Origin of the sequence: Sphaerisporangium sp. TRM90804 (assembly GCF_029846175.1) — a bacterium.
Taxonomy (GTDB): domain Bacteria; phylum Actinomycetota; class Actinomycetes; order Streptosporangiales; family Streptosporangiaceae; genus Sphaerisporangium.
Genome location: NZ_JARWAC010000041.1, coordinates 25,068 through 44,760 on the forward strand (window position 1 = coordinate 25,068; position 19,693 = coordinate 44,760).

Consider the following 19,693-nt stretch of genomic DNA (forward strand, 5'->3'; position numbering starts at 1 on the left):
GTAGGAGGAACCAGACCATGCGCATTGAACTGGCCTACGGCACGGACGGGCTCGTCGTGGACCTCCCCGGCGACCGGACCACCGTGATCACGCCGGTCGACCGGGAGGCCGCGGCGGACGAGGCCGCCGAACTGCGGCGCGCCCTGCGCGACCCCGTCGCGGGGCCGCCGCTGCGCGAGCGTGTGCGCCCCGGGCAGACGGTCGCCGTCTCCGCCTGCGACGGCACCAGGCCGCAGCCGAGGCACCTCATGATCCCGGCGATCCTCGCCGAGCTGGACGGGGTGGTCGACCTGGACGACGTCGTGATCCTGGTCGCCACCGGCACGCATCGCGGCAACACCGGCGCCGAGCTGCGCGCGATGTTCGGAGACCAGGTCGTGGACGCCGTGCGGATCGTCAACCACGACGCGCGTGACGCCTCGTCGCTGCGCTGGGTGGGCCGGCTCGGCGAGGACGTCCCGGTGTGGCTGAACAAGGAGTGGCTCGACGCGGACGTGCGGATCACGACCGGCTTCGTGGAGCCGCACTTCTTCGCCGGCTTCTCCGGCGGCCCGAAGCTGGTGGCGCCCGGGCTCGCGGCCCTGGAGACCGTGCTCACCCTGCACGACGCGGCCCGCATCGGCGACCCGCGGGCCACCTGGGGGGTCATCGAGGGCAACCCGGTCCACGACGACGTCCGGGCAATCGCCGCCGCGACCGGCGTCACCTTCGGCCTCGACGTCATGCTGAACCGCCGGCAGGAGATCGTGCGGGCGTTCGGCGGCGACCTGCTCCCGATGCACGCCGCGGCCACGGCGGCCGTCCGGGCGACGGCGATGCGGCCGGTCGCCGAGCCGTTCGACGTGGTGGTGACGACCAACGCCGGCTTCCCGCTCGACCAGAACCTCTACCAGTCGGTCAAGGGCATGAGCGCGGCCGCGCAGGTGGTCAGGCCCGGGGGGACCATCGTCTGCGCCGCCGAGTGCCGCGACGGCTTCCCCGACCACGGCTCCTACCGGGAGGTGCTCACCTCCGCCGCGTCCCCCGAGGCGCTGTTCGAGGAGATCTCCCGCCGCGCCGTCACCGTGCCCGACCAGTGGCAGGTGCAGATCCAGGCCCGCATCCAGCGCGCCGCCCGCGTGATCATGTACACCTCCTTCCTCGGCGACGCCGAGCTGGCCGCCGCCCACCTTGAGCGCAGCCACGACGTCGCCGCCACCGTCGAGGGCCTCAAGGGCCGGGTGTGCGTCCTGCCGGAGGGCCCCATGACCGTCCCTTACGTCGTCTCCGCATGAACGGATCGTTCGACCTCGGGTACGCGCGGGTCGACCTCGGCCGGGAGGCCCGCCAAGGGCTGCCGGAGATCGTCTACGGGCCGGGCAAGCGGGTGCCGGAGATCATCGGAATCGTCTCCGCCCTGCTCGACCAGAACACCGGGCCCGTCCTGGTGACGCGCGTCGAAGCCGACGCCGCCGCGGCGGTGCTCGCCTCACTCCCCGAAGGCCGGTACGAGCCCGGCGCCCGGCTGCTGGTCTGGCGCGAGGCCCGCCCGGCCGGGCACACCGTGGCGGTGGTCACCGCGGGGACCGCGGACGGCCCGGTGGCCGCCGAGGCCGCCGCCGTCGCGTCCGCCCTCGGCCTGCGCGCGACGCTCGTCCGCGACGTGGGGGTCGCCGGGCTGCACCGGGTGCTGGCCGTCGTCGACGACCTGCGCGCGGCCGACAGCGTGATCGTGATCGCCGGCATGGAGGGCGCGCTGGCCAGCGTCGTCGGCGGTCTCGTCGAGACGCCGGTGATCGCGGTGCCCACCTCCACCGGCTACGGCGCGGCGCTGGAGGGGGTGACGGCCCTGCTGGCGATGCTCACCTCCTGCGCGGCCGGGATCACCGTGGTGAACATCGACTCGGGGTTCGGCGCCACGCTCGCGGCCTATCGCCTCACGAGGAGGCCGGGGTGATCCTCCATCTGAACCCGTTCACCGGCCTGGCCGGGGACATGCTGCTCGGGGCGCTGCTGGACGCGGGGGCCTCCCTGGACGCCGTGCGGCGCGCCGTCACCCTGACCGGCCTGACCGGGTGGCGGGTGGACGCCGAGGAGGTTCGCACCGGCCCCCTGGTCGCCGTCCGCGTCCGGGTCGGCGTCGAGGACGACGCCACGGAGCGCTCCGCGTCGGAGCTGCTGGCGATGGCGGCCCGGACCGGCCTGCCGGTCGCCGAGGCGGCGCTCACCGCCATCGCCGAGGCCGAGGGCGCGCTGCACGGCGTACCCGCCGCCGACGTGCACCTGCACGAGCTCGGCGGGCACGACACGCTGATCGACATCGTCGGCTGCGCGGCGGCCCTGCGCGACCTCGGGGTGACGCACGTCCACAGCGCGCCGGTGCCGCTCGGCTCCGGCGCCGTGCGCACCCGGCACGGTGTGCTGCCCGTGCCCGCTCCCGCCACGCTCGCTCTGCTCGAAGGGGCGATCGTCCGGGGCGGGGCGGTGGGGGAGGCGGTGACCCCCACGGGGGCCGCCCTGCTCCGCGCCGCCGGCGCGACCTACGGCGCGGCGCCCGAGATGACGCTGCGCGCCACCGGGTACGGTGCCGGCACCCGGGAGCTGCCGGACCGTCCCAACGTGGTCGTGGCCATGCTCGGAGAGCCCGTGGCCGAGGCCGGCAGGCAGGTCGTCCTGTCGACCAACCTCGACGACGTGACCGGCGAGGTTCTCGGGCACGTCATCGCACGGGCCCTGGACGCGGGCGCCGCCGACGCCTGGGTCACGCCCGCGGTCATGAAGAAGGGCCGCCCCGCCCATGTCCTGCACGTGCTGACCTCCCTGGAGCTGGCCGGCCGCCTGCAGGAGCTGGTGCTCGCCGAGACGGGCAGCCTGGGGCTGCGGCGGAGCGTGGTCGAGAAGGTCGCCCTGCCCCGGCACTTCGAGACCGTGCGCCTGTACGGTCAGGACGTGCGGATGAAGCACGGGCGGTGGGGCGTCAAGCCAGAGCACGACGACCTGGTGCGGCTGGCCGCGGCCACCGGCAGACCGTTGAGGCAGCTCGCGCTGGAGGCGCTGGAAGCGCTGTGACGACGCGACATGGGATGTCTCCGCACGGCTCGCCCCGTCCCCCTGCCCCGACGACGCTCGGTGACCTTCCACGGCGAGGTGGGCGGGGGAGCCGGACCCCGGCAAGCGGGGCTCGCCGTCACGCGATGCGGCCGACATCCCATGTCTGGGCTGAAAGTTTCACCTCAGCCGCTTCCCGCCCTCCGCTTTCCGACTCCACGGGAGGCCTTTCTCGACCCCCGTCCACGCCGAAACCCCTGGTGCGGGGGCATGTCTCGCCGCGCCCAAAAGACATCCGATGTATCTCCGGAGACGCGGCGCAGCGGCAATCTTGACACCCGGAAACCTGCGCTTAACATCGGGTGTCTGAGACTAAGATCGGCGCGGTCATCGCTCAGTCCTCCCATCCCGGCTGCCGGCGGGCCGTCCCGGCGACCGGTGGGGCGGAACCGCTGAGGCGATGTCCGGCACCGGCCATCTGTCGGACGTCGACGCCTTCAACGTCACCAGGTGACCGCGGCCGGCCGGCAGCCGCGGTGCCCGCCGCGCCGTAGTCCCGTCCGTACCCCCCCTCGGGATGGAGAAATCGATATGTCTGACTTCTCGCGCAGGCAGCTGTTCAGGTTCGGCGCGGTGGGAGCCGGCGCCGCCTTGCTGCCGTTGCAGTGGACGGCGGTGGCGCGGGCGGGGTCGGTCGCGCCGGCGCAGGTGCTGGCCGCGAACGATCTGGCGCTGTGGTACGACGAGAGCGCCGGCACCGACTGGCTGCGGGCGCTCCCGATCGGCAACGGGCGGCTGGGCGCCATGGTCTTCGGCAACGTCGACGTGGAGCGGCTGCAGCTGAACGAGGACACCGTCTGGGCGGGCGGGCCTTACGACCAGAGCAACACCCGGGGCGCGGGCGCGCTGGCGCAGATCCGGCAACTGGTGTTCCAGAACCAGTGGGGCCAGGCCCAGACCCTGATCGACCAGAACATGCTCGGCAGCCCCGCGGGCCAGCTCGCCTACCAGACCGTGGGCAACCTGCGGCTGACCTTCGGCGCCGGCGGCGGCGGGGTGTCGGAGTACAACCGCGTCCTCGACCTGACCACGGCCACCACCGTGACGACGTACCTGCAGAACGGCATACGGCACCGGCGCGAGACGTTCGCCAGCGCGGCCGACCAGGTCATCGCCGTCCGGCTGACCGCCGACCGGACCGGCTCGATCACCTTCTCCGCGACGTTCGACAGCCCCCAGCGCACCACCCGCACCAGCCCCGACAGCGCGACCGTGGGCCTGGACGGCGTCTCGGGCGACATGGAGGGCAAGACCGGCTCGGTGCGGTTCCTGGGACTGGCACGGGTCCTCGCCGACGGCGGCACCGTCAGCAGCTCCGGCGGCACGCTGCAGGTACGCGGCGCCAACAGCGTGACCGTGCTGATCTCCATCGGCTCCAGCTACGTCAACTACCAGAACGTCGGCGGCGACTACCAGGGCATCGCCCGCAACCACCTGAACGCCGCCGCCGCCAGGACCTACGACGACCTGCGCTCGCGGCACGTGACCGACTACCAGCGCCTGTTCGGGCGCACCACCCTGGACCTGGGCCGCACCGCCGCGGCCGACCAGCCGACCGACGTCCGCATCGCGCAGCACGGCAGTGCCAACGACCCGCAGTTCTCCGTGCTGCTGTTCCAGTACGGCCGGTACCTGCTGATCTCCTCCTCCCGGCCGGGCACGCAGCCGGCGAACCTGCAGGGCATCTGGAACGACTCGCTGGCCCCGGCCTGGGACTCCAAATACACCATCAACGCCAACCTGCCGATGAACTACTGGCCGGCCGACACCACCAACCTGGCCGAGTGCTTCGACCCGGTGTTCAAGATGATCGGCGACCTGTCGGTCACCGGCGCCCGCACCGCCCGGGTGCAGTACAACGCCGGCGGCTGGGTCACCCACCACAACACCGACGCCTGGCGCGCCTCCTCCGTCGTCGACGGCGCGCTGTGGGGGATGTGGCAGACCGGCGGCGCGTGGCTGTCCACCCTGATCTGGGACCACTACCAGTTCACCGGCGACCAGGCGTTCCTGCAGCAGTACTACCCCGCGCTCAAGGGCGCCGCGCAGTTCTTCCTCGACAGCCTGGTGACCGAACCCAGCCTGGGATACCTGGTCACCAACCCCTCCAACTCTCCCGAACTGCCGCACCACTCGGGCGTCAGCGTGTGCGCCGGCCCCACGATGGACAACCAGATCCTGCGCGACCTGTTCAACGCCTGCGCCCAGGCCAGCCAGGTGCTCGGCACCGACGCCGACTTCCGCACCCGGGTGCTCGCGGCCCGCGACCGGCTCGCGCCGATGAAGGTCGGCTCGCGCGGCAACATCCAGGAATGGCTGTACGACTGGGTGGAGACCGAGCCCAACCACCGGCACGTCTCCCACCTGTACGGCCTGCACCCCAGCAACCAGATCACCAAGCGCGGCACCCCGTCGCTGTACAACGCCGCACGGCGCACCCTGGAGCTGCGTGGCGACGACGGCACCGGCTGGTCGCTCGCCTGGAAGATCAACTACTGGGCGCGGATGGAGGAGGGCAGCCGGGCGCACACCCTGATCCGCCTGCTGGTCACCACCGCCCGCCTGGCGCCCAACATGTTCGACCTGCACCCGCCGTTTCAGATCGACGGCAACTTCGGCGCCACCTCCGGCATCGCCGAGATGCTGCTGCAGAGCCACAACGGCGAACTGCACGTGCTGCCCGCCCTGCCGTCGGCCTGGCCCAGCGGCAAGGTCCAGGGCCTGCGCGGCCGCGGCGGCTACACCGTCGACACCACCTGGAACTCCGGCGCGCCCGAAGAGATCCTCATCAGGTTCGACCGGGCCGGCACGGTCAACGTGCGCAGCCGGCTGTTCACCGGGACCTACACGGTGGTCGACACGACCAGCGGCGCCGCGGTCACCGTGACCAAACCCGAGTCCGACGTCATCAGGCTGACCGGCGAGGCCGGCCGCGCCTACCGCATGTCGGGCAAGGCGGCCGCCGGCGGGCACGTGCGCATCGCCAACGCCACCACCGGGCTGGTGCTGGACAGCGGCGGCAACGTCGCCTCAGGGGCCAACCTGAAGCAGTGGACCTGGGACGGCAACAACAACATGCAGTGGCAGCTGGTGGACCTGGGCGGCGGGTGGAACCGCATCGTGAACCGCACCAACGGCATGGTCGCCGACAGCTGGGGCAACACCGCCAACGGCGCCGTCTGCCGGCAGGCGGCGTGGAACGGCGGCAACAACCAGCAGTGGCGCCTCAACAGCACGGGCAACGGCCGCTACCAGATCATCAACCGCGGCACCGGCACCGCCCTGGACGGCATGGGCAACAGCACCGCCGGCTCCAACGTGGCCATGTGGGCGCCCAACACCAACACCAACAACCTGTGGACCATCATCGCGGTCTGACGACCGCGGACCCGGTACGGCCCTGAGCCCCACGAGCTTCGCCGCACCCGCCCCGGCGGGTGCGGCGAAGCACTCCACCGGGCCGGGCGCGGCGGGCAGGTCATGGTTCGGCGACGGACCCGCTGGTGCGGACCGCCGCTGGACGCGATGGACGAGCTCGAAGGGGAATCGGCCCCGGCGCCCGCCAGGCGGGCGCCGGGGCCTTCGTGTCAGCCGACCTGGGTGAGCCTCCACTGCTGGTTGGTGCCGCTGTTACAGGTCCACTGGGTGAGCTGGACGTCGTTCGCCGTGGAGGCGCTGGGGACGTCCAGGCACTTGCTGCTGTTCGCCGAGACGATCCGGTAGACGCCCGTTCCGGCGGATTCGAAGCGCCACTTCTGGTTGGCGGCGCCCGAGCAGCCCCACTGCTGGACCAGGGCGCCGTCGGCGGTCGAGGAGCCCGCGACCTGCATGCACTTGCTGCTGTGCACGGCGGCCAGGGTGAACGTCCCGTTGCCCGAGTCGGTCACCTTCCACTGCTGGTTGGTGCCGCCGCCGGCCGTCCACTGGATGACGGCGCCGCCGTCGGCGGTCGACTGGCCTCTGACGTCGGCGACCTTGTTGCTGTGCCCGGCGGTCAGCGTGTAGACACGTCCGCTCTGCGGGCCGCCGCCGCTACCGCCGCCGTTGCCGACGCCCCTGCCGTTGAAGGTGACCGAGTCGACGTCGAAGGAGTTCGCCGTCGGCGCCCGGAACACCATGTAGATGTTGCGGGTGCCACCGGGGTTGGTGACGGCCGCCGCCGGCAGCGACAGGTAGTTGTTCCAGCCGCCGGTGCTCGGCACCGAGCTGGACGCGATGAGCGCCCCGGTCGGCGAGTCGGCGCGCAGCTCGATCGATCCGCCGGTGCTGGACGCCGACGAGACGCGGAAGGACACCGAGTCGATCCCCGACAGGTTCATCGGCGTGAAGGAGAGCCAGTCACCGCCCGAGATCTCGCCGATGCGCCTGCCGCCCTCGGCCCCGGCCTGGTCGATGGTCCGGACACCCGACGAGCCGGTGAAGAACTCGGCCTGCTTGTGCTTGGGCTGCAGCGTGATCCCGGTGCTGGTCTTCAGGCCGCTCCCGTCGGTGTACTCGGCGATCAGCACGTAGTAGACGTTGGAGGCCTCGTCGTGCCCGGAGGCGGTGGTCGTGATGTTCCCCGAGCAACCGGTGACCTGACCGGTGTCATGGCTGTGCTGGTCGTGGCCGAGCGCGCCGATCACGGTGACCCGCGAGCAGTCGACCGTGCCGTCCTCGGGATCGGTGACGTTCACCGTGTAGGCGACGGTGTCGCCGAAGTCGATGAACCCGCCGTCCGCCGGTGCGCTGAAGACGACCCTGGGACGGGTGTTGCCGACGACCACCGACACCGTGACGGTGCCCGTCCTCCCGCCGGAGTCCCGTACGGTCAGCCTGGCGTTGTAGGTGCCGTTGGCGGTGTACGTGTGGGACGGGTTCGCGCTGGTGGAGGTCCCGCCGTCGCCGAAGTCCCAGGCGTAGGTGATCGCGTCGCCCTCCGGGTCGGAGGAGCCGGCGGAGGAGAACGCGACCGTCAGCGGGGCGCTGCCCGAGTCGGGGGTGGCGGTCGCCCGGGCGACGGGGGAGCGGTTGCCGCCGACGTAGTCGATCCGGTAGATGCCGTCGTCGGTGTTGTTGTGGCCGAAGCCGTTGCCCCATTCGGCGAGGTACAGGGCGCCGTCCGGGCCGAACTTCATGTCGATGGGCGCGTGCAGGGCGAGCTGGGCGACGAAGGGGTTGATCTTCAGGAGGTTGCCCGAGGAGTCCAGCCGCAGTTCCTTGACGAAGTTGCGGCTCCATTCGTAGAGGAACGGCGTCTTGTCGAAGTACTCGGGGAACTTGCGGTCGGAGGTGCTGGCCGGGTTGTAGTCGTAGAACGGGCCGCCCATCGGCCCCGCGCCGCCGCAGCAGTTGATCTCGGGGAACTGGGCGGAGGCGTGGTAGTTGTACCAGATGGTCGCGGACTTGGCCGCGGGCAGGCTGGTCAGCCCGGTGTTGTTGGGCGAGTTGTTGACCGGCGCCGAGCAGTTGAACTTCGAGCCGGAGGTGTTGGTGGCGAAGTTGAAGTCGTTGAACGGGATGTTGTTCCCGACGCAGTAGGGCCAGCCGTAGAAGCCCGGCTCCTTGATCAGGTTCCATTCGACGGTGCCTTCGGGGCCGCGGTTGGCGTTCGCCGCGCCCGCGTCGGGGCCGTAGTCACCCACCGAGATCCAGCCGGTCTCCTTGTCGACGGCGAACCGGAACGGGTTGCGGAAGCCCATCGCGTAGATCTCGGGACGCGTCTTGGCGGTCCCGGGCGCGAAGAGGTTGCCCTGCGGGATCGTGTAGGTGCCGTCGGCTTCGGGGTGGATGCGCAGGATCTTGCCGCGCAGGTCGTTGGTGTTGGCGGAGGAGCGCTGGGCGTCGAAGTGCTCCCGCCCGGCACGTTCGTCGATCGGCGCGTAACCGCTGGAGCCGTTGGGGTTGGTGTCGTCGCCGGGGCCGATGTAGAGGTTGCCGTTCGGGCCGAACGTCAGGTAGCCGCCGGTGTGACCCGGCTCGTCGACGTTGCGGTACGCCGGGATCTCGATGATCTTCCGCTCGCTCGCCATGTCGAGCGTGGTGCCGTTGAGCGTGAACCGGGACACCCGGTTGACCTCGGCGCTGCCCGCGGGCGAGAAGTTGAGGTAGATCCAGCGGTTGCTGGCGAAGTTCGGATCGAGCGCGATGCCGATCCCGCCGTCCTCGCCGCCGGTGTAGACCTGCAGGGTGCCGATCGTGCGCGGCGCCCCGCCGGGGGCGATCATGTTGACCTTGCCCGACCGGGAGATGTAGTAGACCGTGCCGTCGGCGGCCACGTCCAGCTCCATGGGCTGGTCAGGCGCGCCGTCCAGGGTGACCTTCTGGAACCGGGCCGCGACCGTGCCGCCGCAGTCACCGGCCGCGGCGCCCGCCGCCCACCGTACTCCGCCGAGCAGGTGCTGCCTGAACAGCGGCTCGGAGTAGGAGGAGGCGTTGTGGCCCATCGCGGTGGCCCACATCTTGCCCCCTTCGGGGGTGTGGCACCAGGAGATCGGGTGGTCGGCGCCCATCCTGCTCGACCCGGCGTCGTAGGTGGTCTCGTCCGCGGTGACCAGCACGTGGACGGAGCCGCGCATGTTCTTGTCGAAGTTGTACCACTCCTCGGTGCGCCCCCACCGGTCCGGCAGCCCCTGGGTCGAAGGGTGCACCTTGTCGGCGACCTTGGCGGTGCCCTGCACGGTCGCGGAGTGCGCGGTCATGTGGGCGCCGCCCATCACGACCTGGTCCCACCAGGGGAACTGCGACTCGATGTTCATGTCGGTGGCGTTGTGGACCGCGACGATGCCGCGGCCGCCGCGCACGTACGCCTGCGCCGCCTGGCGCTGCGCGTCGTTGTCCCAGACCATGCCGGAGGTCTGGAACATGATCACGGCGTCGTAGGTGCTCAGGGTCGCCGTGTTGAAGACGCTGGAGTCCTCACTGCGGTCGACCTGGAAGTTGTTCTCGGTCGCGAGCTGCTGGAACATGGTGACGCCGGCGCTGATGGAGTCGTGCCGGTAGGCGCCCGACGCCGTCTTGGTGAACAGCAGCACCTTGAACAGCGGGGCCGCGGCGTGCGCCGACGGCACCGCGGTGAACGGCAGCAACAGCAGGAAGGCCGCCAGGACGTGAAGCAGGCGTGGTTTTCGCATGAGGGCTCTCCAGGGGGTGGACGCCGGCCCTCGGCCGGCGCGGAGGACCGCTGATGGCGCGGTTTGGCGCATGACTCTCCTAAGGGGGACAGGGGAGCGGGCGAGGGCGCCGGGGACGCCCTCGCCCCGATGTGAAGGCCGGCTCAGACCCTGGCCCATCTCTGGCCGGTGGCGCCGTTGCAGGTCCAGATCTGGGCCTTGGTGCCGTTGGCGGTGCCGTTGCCGGTCACGTTCAGGCACTTGTTGGCGCCGATGGCGGTGATGGTGCCGTCGGAGTTGAGACGCCATTTCTGGTTGTTCTGGCCGTTGCAGTCCCAGATGAGGACGGCGGTGCCGTCGGCCGTGCCGGCGCCGCTGACGTCGAGGCACTTGTTGCCGTAGACCCGCAGCTCACTGGCGCTGGTCGAGGTCCACTGCTGGTTGGCCTGGCCGTTGCAGTCCCAGATCTGGGCCAGGGCGCCGTTGGTCTGCGAGGCGCCGTTGACGTCCAGGCACCGGCCCGATGCCACCCCCTTGATCGCGTTCTGGGTCGATCCGCCGGTGGACGTGTCGAGCGTGAAGGCGTCCAGGTCGAACAGGTAGCCCTGACCGGTCGCGCCGCGGAAGACCAGGTAGAGCGTGGTCGTCGAGGCCGGTGCGCCGGAGAGGGTCGCGGAGACCTCGGTGAAGGTGTCCCAGTTCCCGGTCACCGGCACGGTCACCGTGCCCAGCAGGGTGCCGGTCGCCGATCCGGCCCGCACCTCGATCCGCCCGCCGGCGCCGGCCGACGACACCCGCGTGGTGATCCTCGTGGCGTTGCCCAGCGCGTAGGTCTGGAAGGAGATCCAGTCGCCGTCGTCGGTGAAGCCGGTCGTCTTGCCGCCCTCGGCGGTGGTGTGGTCGGAGGTCTGGACGCCCTGCTGCGCGGTGAAGTGCTCGGCCTGCCGGTGCCGCGGTTGCAGGGTGCGGGTGCTGGTGGACGTCAGGCCGCCGTTGTCGGTGTAGGACGCCACGAACACGCCGTAGAGGTTGGCCGCGGCGTCGTGCTCGCCGTCGGCCGGCACCGTGATCGACCCGGTGCAGCCGGTCTGCTCGGTGATCTGGTGGCGGTGGCTGTCGTGACCCAGGAAGTAGGTGACCGTGACCTTCGAGCAGTCCAGCGCGCCGTCCTCGGCGTCGCTGCCGGTCACCTGGAACGGCACGCTGTCACCGAAGGAGAACAGTCGCCCGTCGCCGGGCTGGGCGAGGCTGATCGCGGGCGCGCTGTTGCCGACGTTCACGGTGACACTGGCGGTGCCGGGCAGCCCCTGGGGGTCCCTGACGGTGAGCGTGGCGGTGTAGGAGCCGTTGGTGCCGTAGGTCTTGGTCGGGTTGGCCGCGGTGGAGGTGGTCCCGTCGCCGAAGTTCCACGAGTAGCTCAGCGCGCCGCCCTCGGGATCGGAGCTGCCGGCCGAGGAGAAGTTCACCGTCAGCGGAGCCGGGCCGGAGGTCTTGTCCGCCGCCGCCCTGGCGATCGGGTTGCGGTTGGCGTTGCCGATGTACTCGATCCGGAACAGCGCCTGGTTGTTGCTCCCGGTCCCGTAGTCCAGCACGTAGAGCGCGCCGTCGGGGCCGAAGGCCATGTCCATCACCTGGGTGCCGGTCCAGGGGAACGCGCTGATCTCGCCGTAGCCGCCGTCGCTCCTGACCTCGATCGCCTTGATCCACCGGCGGCCGTACTCGCCGGCGAAGTAGCGCCCGTCCAGGTACTGAGGGAACTTGACGCTGGAGGCGAGGTTGGGGTCGTAGCGGTAGACCGGGCCGCCCATCGGCGACTCCCCGCCGCCGCCGAACTCCGGCGGGGAGCCGGCGTCACCGCCGTACCTGATCCAGCTCGGCTTGGCCGGGGGCAGGGTGCCCAGGCCGGTGTTGCGGAAGGAGTTGTTGGTCGGGCCGCCGGAGCAGTTGTACTTGGAACCGGAGGGGCCGCTGGGGAAGGTGTACTCGTTGTAGGTCTCGTTGGTGGTGTTGGTCCCGGTGCAGTACGGCCAGCCGTAGTTGCCCGGGGCGGTGATGCGGTTGAACTCCACCTGCCCCTGGGGGCCCCGGCTGGAGTTGGTCGAACCCGCGTCCGGGCCGTAGTCGCCCAGGTAGACGATGCCCGTGGCCTTGTCCACGCTCATCCTGAACGGGTTGCGCAACCCCATCGCGTAGATCTCCGGCCGCGTCCTGGCGGTGCCGGGCGCGAACAGGTTCCCCGACGGGATGGTGTAGGTCCCGTCGGCCTGCGGCTTGATCCGCAGCACCTTGCCGCGCAGGTCGTTGGTGTTGGCGGCCGAGCGCTGCGCGTCGTACTGCGGGTTGCGGTTGGTGCGCTCGTCGATCGGGGTGTAGGAGCTGGACTCGAAGGGGTTGGTGTCGTCGCCGGTCGTCAGGTAGAGGTTGCCGGCCGCGTCGAAGTCGATGTCGCCGCCCACGTGACAGCACTGCCCGCGGTCGTTGGGCACCTCCAGCACGACCTTCTCGGTGGACAGGTCCACCGTCTCGTCCGACCGCAACGTGAACCGGGACAGGTTCAGATGTCCCTTCCACTGGTCGAACTGCGCTTGCGTGCCGGTGCCCGGGGCGTCACCGGTGGGGGTGCTCAGCCGAGGCGAGTAGTACAGCCAGATGTACCGGTTCGTCGCGAAGTTCGGGTCCACCGCCACACCCTGCAAACCCTCTTCGTCATGGGTGTAGACACTGAGCCTGGCCGCCACCTTGGTGTTGCCGGCGGCGTCGGTGACCCGCACCGTGCCGTCGCGCGCCGTGTGCAGCACCGATCGGTTGGGCAGCACGGCCAGCGACATCGCCTCACCCAGCTCACCGCCACCACTGGCCAGGTTGATCTGCTGGAAATCGGACGCCGGGATGACCACGGCGCTGGCCGGTGAAGCGGTCAGCACCAGCGTTCCGGGAAAGATCAGCGCCATCGCAGCCAGCAAGGCGCGCCACGGACGTCGTGACATGTGGGAGTGTTCCTTCCTTCGTGTGAACCCAGGCCACGGCGAGGCCGGAGCCTCGCTGTCGCCATGGCGCCTTGGCTTGAGAGGGCGCCGTCTCTGGTTCCGTCGCCGGGGCGGTCGGTCGCCCCGGCGACGGGGGTGGGGATGGTCGTCAGGCGCGGGCCCATCTCTGGCCGGTGGCGCCGTTGCAGGTCCAGATCTGGGCCTTGGTGCCGTTGGCGGTGCCGTTGCCGGTCACGTTCAGGCACTTGTTGGCGCCGATGGCGGTGATGGTGCCGTCGGAGTTGAGACGCCATTTCTGGTTGTTCTGGCCGTTGCAGTCCCAGATGAGGACGGCGGTGCCGTCGGCCGTGCCGGCGCCGCTGACGTCGAGGCACTTGTTGCCGTAGACCCGCAGCTCACCGGCGGCGGTCGAGGTCCACCGCTGGTTGGCCTGGCCGTTGCAGTCCCAGATCTGGGCCAGGGCGCCGTTGGACTGCGAGGCGCCGTTGACGTCCAGGCACCGGCCCGACCCCACACCGCGCAGCGCGCTGGTGGTGCCGGGGGAGGGCGTCGGCGAGGGCGTCGAGCCGCTCTGCGGGCCGGCGGACGCCATCACGGCCTGGGCGCCTGACGGCCAGTTGCCGTTGGTGACCGTGACGTTGTTGTTCACGACGTTGCCGCGGTCGCCGTTGGTCACGTTCGTGCTGGAGTTGGTGGTCCAGTTGCCGGTGACGGTGAAGTTCCCCATGTTCTCGGCGAACCAGTAGTTGGCGGTGGCCCAGGTGCCGATGGCGGAGAAGACGTTGTTGCGCGCGGTGTAGTACCGCGAGCCCTCGTCGAAGTAGATCCCGAAGTAGCCGTTGGTCCGCAGGCAGTAGTTGTCGCTGATCAGGCCGCTCGGGTTCGCCGACAGGGTGTAGATGCATCCGCCGTCGTTCATCTGCTGCATGACGTCGTGCACGTAGTTGCCGGTGAGCTGGTTGCCGGACGCGGTGGTGGGGGTGGAGTACCGCGGCTGGTAGTTGTACAGGCCGCGGTCCGCGTAGTGGTTGCTGCCGCCGGCGTCGTTGGAGCCCCAGCCGTATCCGATCGACATGCCGGTGTACGGCAGGTTGTAGACCTCGTTGTGGGAGATGCTGGCCGTGGTGACGTAGGTGGTCAGCACCGAGACGATGCCCCGGTACTCCACGCCGAGGTCGTGGATGCGGTTGTTGCTGATGGTGATGTTCCGGTTGACCATCCGCTGGTCGCCGGGGTGGTGGGCGTCGGCGCGCACGCCGCCGACCACGATGCCGCCGGCCGAGCTGCGGGCGATCTCCGACCGGGTGACGGTGATGTTGCTGGCGCCCAGGCCGACCCCGCTGGCGTGGCCGTTGGCGTCGTTGCCGATGCCGATGGCCGTCTGGCCCAGGTTGAGGAACTGGGAGTCGCTGAAGGTGACGTTGTTGGCGGCCGAGACCTGCACGGCGGCGGGCATCTGGTACCAGTTGGGCCGGGCGGCCTCGAACTGCGGGCAGCCGTTGTGGCAGGAGGTGAAGGCGGGCCAGCTCCAGTTGCCGGCGATGTAGGACCCGGTCTGCTGGTCCACGTAACCCTGGTTGGAGCTGGGCCCCAGCCAGCTCGTGCCGGTGAACGTGATCCCGGTGAACGTGATGTGGTGCGCGGGCGCGTCGTAGCTGCCCCCCACGTTGACCAGCGACTGCAGCACCGGCAGCTCCACGCTGACGTTGCTCATGTTCTGCCCGGAGAGCGGGATGTAGGACAGCACGCCGGTCGAGGGGTTGATGTACCACTCGCCCGGCGCGTCCAGGAACTCGTAGGCGTTGGCCAGGTAGAGCGGGCCCGCGCGGTGCGGGCTGGTGAAGGTGTCGTAGCCGAAGTTGTTGTTGTTCCACGCGGGCTGCTGCATCGTGATGAGGTTCCCGCCGATGCTCTGCACCGGGGAGTAGCGGTCGGTGAACGAACCGACGCTCTCCATCTCCACCCGGCTCTGGTTGGCGAGGTTGTTCAGATAGCTCAGGGCGCTGTTGCTGAACCTCATGCCGGTGCTGGTGGCGGTGAAGTCGGCCCGGTTCACCTGGGTGCGGGCGCGCGTGGCGATGGCGCCGTTGACGTACAGCTGCCGCGCCTCGATCCCGGTGCCGACGCTGGCCCGCCAGATGTTCTTCGCGGAGTCGGCCAGCGTCCAGCCCGTCACCGCCCTGGCGCCGCTGATCACCGGGCGCGCCGACGCGGCCGCCCGCCAGATCACCTGGTAGCCGTTGTTGCCGGAGTCGGCGGCGGTGAACCGCAACGGCGCGGAGAGCCGGTACACCCCGTCGGCCAGCTCCACGACCACGTCACCGGACATCGCGCCGGTGAGCGCCCGCACCGCGGTCTGGGCGGCCGGCAGCGAGCACGGCTGCGCGGCGGAGCAGCTGGTCCCGGTACCGGCCGGGGAGGCGTAGAGGGTCGTGGTGGCCGCCGAAGCCGGAGAGACCTGGGCGACGAGGGCTACCGCGGCGGTCAGCCCGAGCGCGGTGACGCCGGCGGACACCAGCCTTCGCATCACGCGGTACGAGGATTGGAACACTGAACCTCCTGGTGGGGTGGGGGGTGTGGCGCCGGAACGCTCCGCTCGCCGGGCGAGGTCCCGGCGGTGTCGCGCCTCCGGGCCGGCCGGGGCCGGGCCCCGGCCGGTGCGGCCGGCAGACGAGGCTCGCTGCTCCCTGTCACGAGAACGGCCGGTGGATCAGGCCGTTCCGGCGAAACGTAATTCGTATGACGTCTCACATCAATCGTGGTGATTCGTGCGCTTATTCGGTCGTCAGGTCGTTCTCCGGCGGCGAAGCCGGGCGGGCACCCGCAGGGAAGTCGTGAACGCCGTCGGTGCTCGGCGTGCCGCGGGCTCGGCGCCGGGGCGGGGGGACGAGGGCCCCGCCCGGAAGGGGGGCCCTCGTCCGGTCAGCCGTCCCGCCGGCGTTACCGCGCGGGGTCAGGCACGGCTCCACCTCTGGTTCGCTCCGCCGTTGCAGGCCCAGATCTGGACCCTGGTGCCGTTGGCGGTGCCCGCCCCGAAGACGTCCAGGCACTTGCCGGAACCGACCGCGGTGACGGTGCCGTCGGAGTTGAGACGCCACTTCTGGTTGTTCTGCCCGTTGCAGTCCCAGAGGATGACGGCCGTGCCGTCGGCGGTGCCCGCGCCGTTCACGTCCAGGCACTTGCCGCCCGAGGCCCGCAGCTCACTCGCGCCGGTGAGCGACCACTGCTGGTTGGCGCCGCCGTGGCAGTCCCAGATCTGCAGCTGGGTTCCGTTGGCCTGCGAGCTGCCGGGGATGTCCAGGCACCTGCCCGACCCCGTACCCCGCAGCGCGGTGCCCGGGGATGACGGCGTGGGCGAGGCGGTCGGCGTGGGATCGGGGCCGCCGCTCTGGAACTGGGAGAAGAACCTCCACACCTCTCCCTTGGTCCAGGTCGTGATGCCGCTCTCCGCGTAGGTCCCGTCCACCGGGCCGGGCATGTGACCGTTGTCGAACGCGGCCCAGACGACCGGGTATCCGGCCCGGCACCCCGAGTACGTGGTGGTGATGTGCGTCCGGCTGCCGGAGCCCGGCTCGGGCGGGTTCTGGGCGGTGCAGCCGTTGTTGCGGACGAACCTGTCCCGCAGCGCCCGTCCCTGCGAGATGTTGAGGACGTTGTCGGTGATGCCGTGCAGTCCCATGTAGGCGATGGGCTCGTTACCGCCCTCGCAGCCGCTGAGCTGCGCGCCGGCGAAGACGGCGACCGCGCGGAACGACGTCGCCCGGGCGCACGCGATGGCGTAGCTCATGCCGCCGCCGTAGCTGAAGCCCGTCGCGAAGCGCTGGGTGGTGTCGACGCACAGGTCGGCTTCGATGAGCCGCATCAGGTCGTCGACGAGCCGCAGGTCCTCGCCGCCGGAGTTGGCCCAGCCGTTGCCGATGCCCTGGGGCGCGACGAAGATCGCGGTGTTGTTCGACAGTGACCGGAGTCCGTAGTACGACCAGGGGTATCCGCTGGTTCCGCCGGAGTCGACGTCGTTCGCGGTGCCGCCCCGCCAGTGGAAGCCGAAGATCAGCCGGTAGGGGTTGGTGTTGTTGTAGTTGTCGGGGATCCGCAGGATGAACGTGCGGGTCTTGCCGCCGCTCTGGATCGACTGCGAGCCGCTCCTGAGCGTCGGCGTCTTGCCGCATCCGGCGGTCGGCGCCAGGGCCGTGGCACTCGAGGCCGACGTGCTCCGGCCGAGGCTGGTACTCATTGCCGCATGACCCGTGGCCACGACGAGAAGTGCCGCGACCACGATCGCTCCGAAGGCGGATCTAGGGCCTAACATCACGCAACTCCCTTTTGCCGATCGAGTGTGGGACTCAGGTGCGGGTCCAGCGCTGGTTGGTGCCGCCGTTGCAGGACCAGATGACGAGTTTCGTGCCGTTGGCGGTGGCGTTGCCGGGGACGTCCAGGCACTTGCCGGAGCCGACGGCGGTGATGGTGCCGTCGGAGTTGAACCGCCATCGCTGGTTGGCCTGGCCGTTGCAGTCCCAGACGACCACCGAGGTGTTGTCCGCGGTGCCCTGGTTGTAGACGTCCAGGCACTTGCCGCCGTACACGCGCAGCTCACCCGCGCCGGTCGGGGTCCACCGCTGGTTGACCTGGCCGTTGCAGTCCCAGATCTGCGCCTGCGCGCCGTTGGCCTGCGAGCCGCCGGCCACGTCCAGGCACCTGCCCGAGCCCGCGCCCCGGATCGCGCCCGTGGCCGTGGCCGTGGGCGTCGGCGTCGGGGAGGGAGTGACCGCGCCGGCGTCGACGGTGAGCAGCACCGCCTCGCGGGCCGGCACGGTGGCGGTGTAGCCGCCGGTGTAGGTGCCGACGTCGGCGCCGGTCCACAGGTTCCGCACCGTGCCCGCGCCGCCCAGGCCGAGGTCCGACCAGCGGGCGGTGATGGAGGCGGGCGAGGTGGTGCGGTTGAGCAGGAGCACCGCGCGGCGGTTGGCGCCCGACAGGACCTTGCTGTACACCTGGCGTCCGGTCTGGTCCTCCGCGACCTTCACGCCCTGGCGTCCGAGCGCGTCCTGGTCGACGGCCAGCACCTCACGGTTGGTCAGGATCGCCCTGGTCTCCGCGCTCATCTCGGTGAGATCGTTGCCCGCCAGCAACGGGGCCCCGGAGATCGCCCACAGGCCCATGTGCGTGCGGTTCTGCGCCGCCGAGAAACCCGGCATCCCGACGATGAGCATGTCGGGGTCGTTGTAGTGCCCGGGGCTTTGGGCGCTCGGGTGCTGGGCGGAGTCGAAGTTGGCCAGCACCCGGTCCATCGACGGGGTCTGTCCCCAGTAGATGATGTCACCGCTGGTCCGCCACATCGTGGACATGCCCGGCGCCCAGTTCCACGGGCTCTGGTTGCCCCAGTTGCAGATCGACAGGACCATCGGCCGCCCGGTCTGCGCGGTGGCCCGCCCGATCGCGTCGCTGATCGCCTGATAGGTGCTGCGCGAGTCCAGGCCCTCGGCCTGCCCGCCGCACCAGTCCACCTTGACGAAGTCGAAGCCCCATCGGGAGAACTGCAGGAAGTCCTGGTCGTAGTGCCCCTCGCTCCCCGAGCCCGGCGCCGCCGGGCGCCCCGTCGGGTAGTAGTACCCGCACCCGTCACGGCCGGCGTCGGTGTAGATGCCGGCCTTCAGGCCCTTGCTGTGGATGTAGTCGGCGATCGCCTTCATCCCGCCCGGCCACTCCGCCGTGTCGACGGTGATGTTGCCCGCGGCGTCGCGCGTCCCCTGCCACCATCCCTCGTCGATGTTGACGTACTCGTACCCGGCGTCCTTCATCCCCGAGGACACCATCGCGTCCGCCTGGGCCTTGATCACGTTGTAGTCGATCCTCGCGGCGAAGGTGTTCCAGGACGCCCAGCCCATCGGCGGCGTCGTCACCGCGGCGGCCACGGCGGCCGGGGCGGCCGCCCTTCCCCCGGCCGCCGCGCCGTCCGTGAGCGCCCATGCCGCCGCCAGCGTCAGGATCAACAGCTGCACGGTGAACACCAGCGGTCGCCCGCGCCGGAGCGATCGCCGGGCTCCGCCGGCGGGTGGGGGGTAGGTGCCCATGCCTGAGCCTCCGCTGCTGGATCGATTGGGGGGGGACGCGAGGAAACGCTCCGCGGACCGACGGCGCGAACCAGTCCAGGCCGTGCACGACAGGCGGCGACCGGCTGCGTAACGGCTCCTGTCGTTCACCACCGAACCCGGCAGGAGGCCGCTTGGGGACTCAGTGTGGAAATCAGTACGAAACATGTCAAGGCTGCTGTACGGAAGGTTCGATCGAGGCGCCGAGGCACGCAGGCGTGAGTGACGGGGGTGACGAGCCCCGGGAGGCGGATCGCGTGCCCCGGGAGATCGTCGGCGGTCATGAACGTTTCATCACCGGCCCGGTCAGCGATGGTGCGAGTCTGTACTCATCCCAGCAGATGAGAGGCACGCCGGCGGCGCGCGGGCCGGGGAGCGGTGGGGCGGATCCTTGACGGTGACGGCCGTGTCGTATTCGCTTCGCGCACCACCACCTCCC

The 19,693-nt window shown here is 70.6% G+C and carries 9 protein-coding genes; 4 read left to right on the top strand and 5 right to left on the bottom strand.

The features are described from left to right. Positions 1 to 17: 17 nt before the first annotated feature. From larA to PYR91_RS35560, 4 genes are all read left to right on the top strand, one after another. The gene (gene larA / locus PYR91_RS35545; RefSeq protein ID WP_279787284.1) at positions 18 to 1,274 is read left to right on the top strand and encodes a nickel-dependent lactate racemase; all 1,257 of its coding nucleotides are present in this window, start codon (positions 18 to 20) and stop codon (positions 1,272 to 1,274) included. After that, positions 1,271 to 1,936 carry a nickel pincer cofactor biosynthesis protein LarB gene (gene larB, locus PYR91_RS35550; RefSeq protein WP_279787286.1) on the top strand — a complete coding sequence of 222 codons (666 nt, stop codon included), beginning with the start codon at positions 1,271 to 1,273 and terminating at the stop codon, positions 1,934 to 1,936. The genes larA and larB overlap by 4 nt, the downstream gene beginning before the upstream one ends. Next, positions 1,933 to 3,048, top strand: a complete 1,116-nt coding sequence (gene larC, locus PYR91_RS35555; RefSeq protein ID WP_279787287.1) for a nickel pincer cofactor biosynthesis protein LarC — start codon at positions 1,933 to 1,935, stop codon at positions 3,046 to 3,048. The genes larB and larC overlap by 4 nt, the downstream gene beginning before the upstream one ends. 570 nt (positions 3,049 to 3,618) lie before the next feature. After that, positions 3,619 to 6,465, top strand: coding sequence for a glycoside hydrolase N-terminal domain-containing protein (locus PYR91_RS35560; RefSeq protein WP_279787289.1), 2,847 nt, complete (start codon positions 3,619 to 3,621; stop codon positions 6,463 to 6,465). Between the two features lie 209 nt (positions 6,466 to 6,674). Here the strand turns inward: PYR91_RS35560 and PYR91_RS35565 are convergent, their stop codons facing one another. The 5 genes from PYR91_RS35565 to PYR91_RS35585 form a co-directional block, all read right to left on the bottom strand. Then, positions 6,675 to 10,199, bottom strand: coding sequence for a ThuA domain-containing protein (locus PYR91_RS35565; RefSeq protein WP_279787291.1), 3,525 nt, complete (start codon positions 10,197 to 10,199; stop codon positions 6,675 to 6,677). Between the two features lie 143 nt (positions 10,200 to 10,342). Continuing rightward, positions 10,343 to 13,165 (bottom strand): PQQ-dependent sugar dehydrogenase, encoded by a 2,823-nt coding sequence (locus PYR91_RS35570; protein ID WP_279787293.1) that lies wholly within the window; start codon positions 13,163 to 13,165, stop codon positions 10,343 to 10,345. Positions 13,166 to 13,313: 148 nt separating this feature from the next. Further along, positions 13,314 to 15,716 carry a ricin-type beta-trefoil lectin domain protein gene (locus PYR91_RS35575; RefSeq protein ID WP_279787295.1) on the bottom strand — a complete coding sequence of 801 codons (2,403 nt, stop codon included), beginning with the start codon at positions 15,714 to 15,716 and terminating at the stop codon, positions 13,314 to 13,316. A 402-nt stretch (positions 15,717 to 16,118) separates the two neighbouring features. Then, positions 16,119 to 17,399, bottom strand: a complete 1,281-nt coding sequence (locus PYR91_RS35580; protein WP_279787297.1) for a lectin — start codon at positions 17,397 to 17,399, stop codon at positions 16,119 to 16,121. A 109-nt stretch (positions 17,400 to 17,508) separates the two neighbouring features. Then, positions 17,509 to 19,164 (bottom strand): lectin, encoded by a 1,656-nt coding sequence (locus PYR91_RS35585; protein ID WP_279787299.1) that lies wholly within the window; start codon positions 19,162 to 19,164, stop codon positions 17,509 to 17,511. Positions 19,165 to 19,693: the final 529 nt, after the last annotated feature.

What these genes read in the sequence shown, in the direction of transcription:
- larA (WP_279787284.1), top strand. Translation starts at nt 18, where the DNA reads ATGCGCATTGAACTGGCCTACGGCACGGACGGGCTCGTCGTGGACCTC.
- larB (WP_279787286.1), top strand. Translation starts at nt 1,271, where the DNA reads ATGAACGGATCGTTCGACCTCGGGTACGCGCGGGTCGACCTCGGCCGG.
- PYR91_RS35560 (WP_279787289.1), top strand. Translation starts at nt 3,619, where the DNA reads ATGTCTGACTTCTCGCGCAGGCAGCTGTTCAGGTTCGGCGCGGTGGGA.
- PYR91_RS35565 (WP_279787291.1), bottom strand. Translation starts at nt 10,199, where the DNA reads ATGCGAAAACCACGCCTGCTTCACGTCCTGGCGGCCTTCCTGCTGTTG.
- PYR91_RS35570 (WP_279787293.1), bottom strand. Translation starts at nt 13,165, where the DNA reads ATGTCACGACGTCCGTGGCGCGCCTTGCTGGCTGCGATGGCGCTGATC.
- PYR91_RS35580 (WP_279787297.1), bottom strand. Translation starts at nt 17,399, where the DNA reads ATGAGTACCAGCCTCGGCCGGAGCACGTCGGCCTCGAGTGCCACGGCC.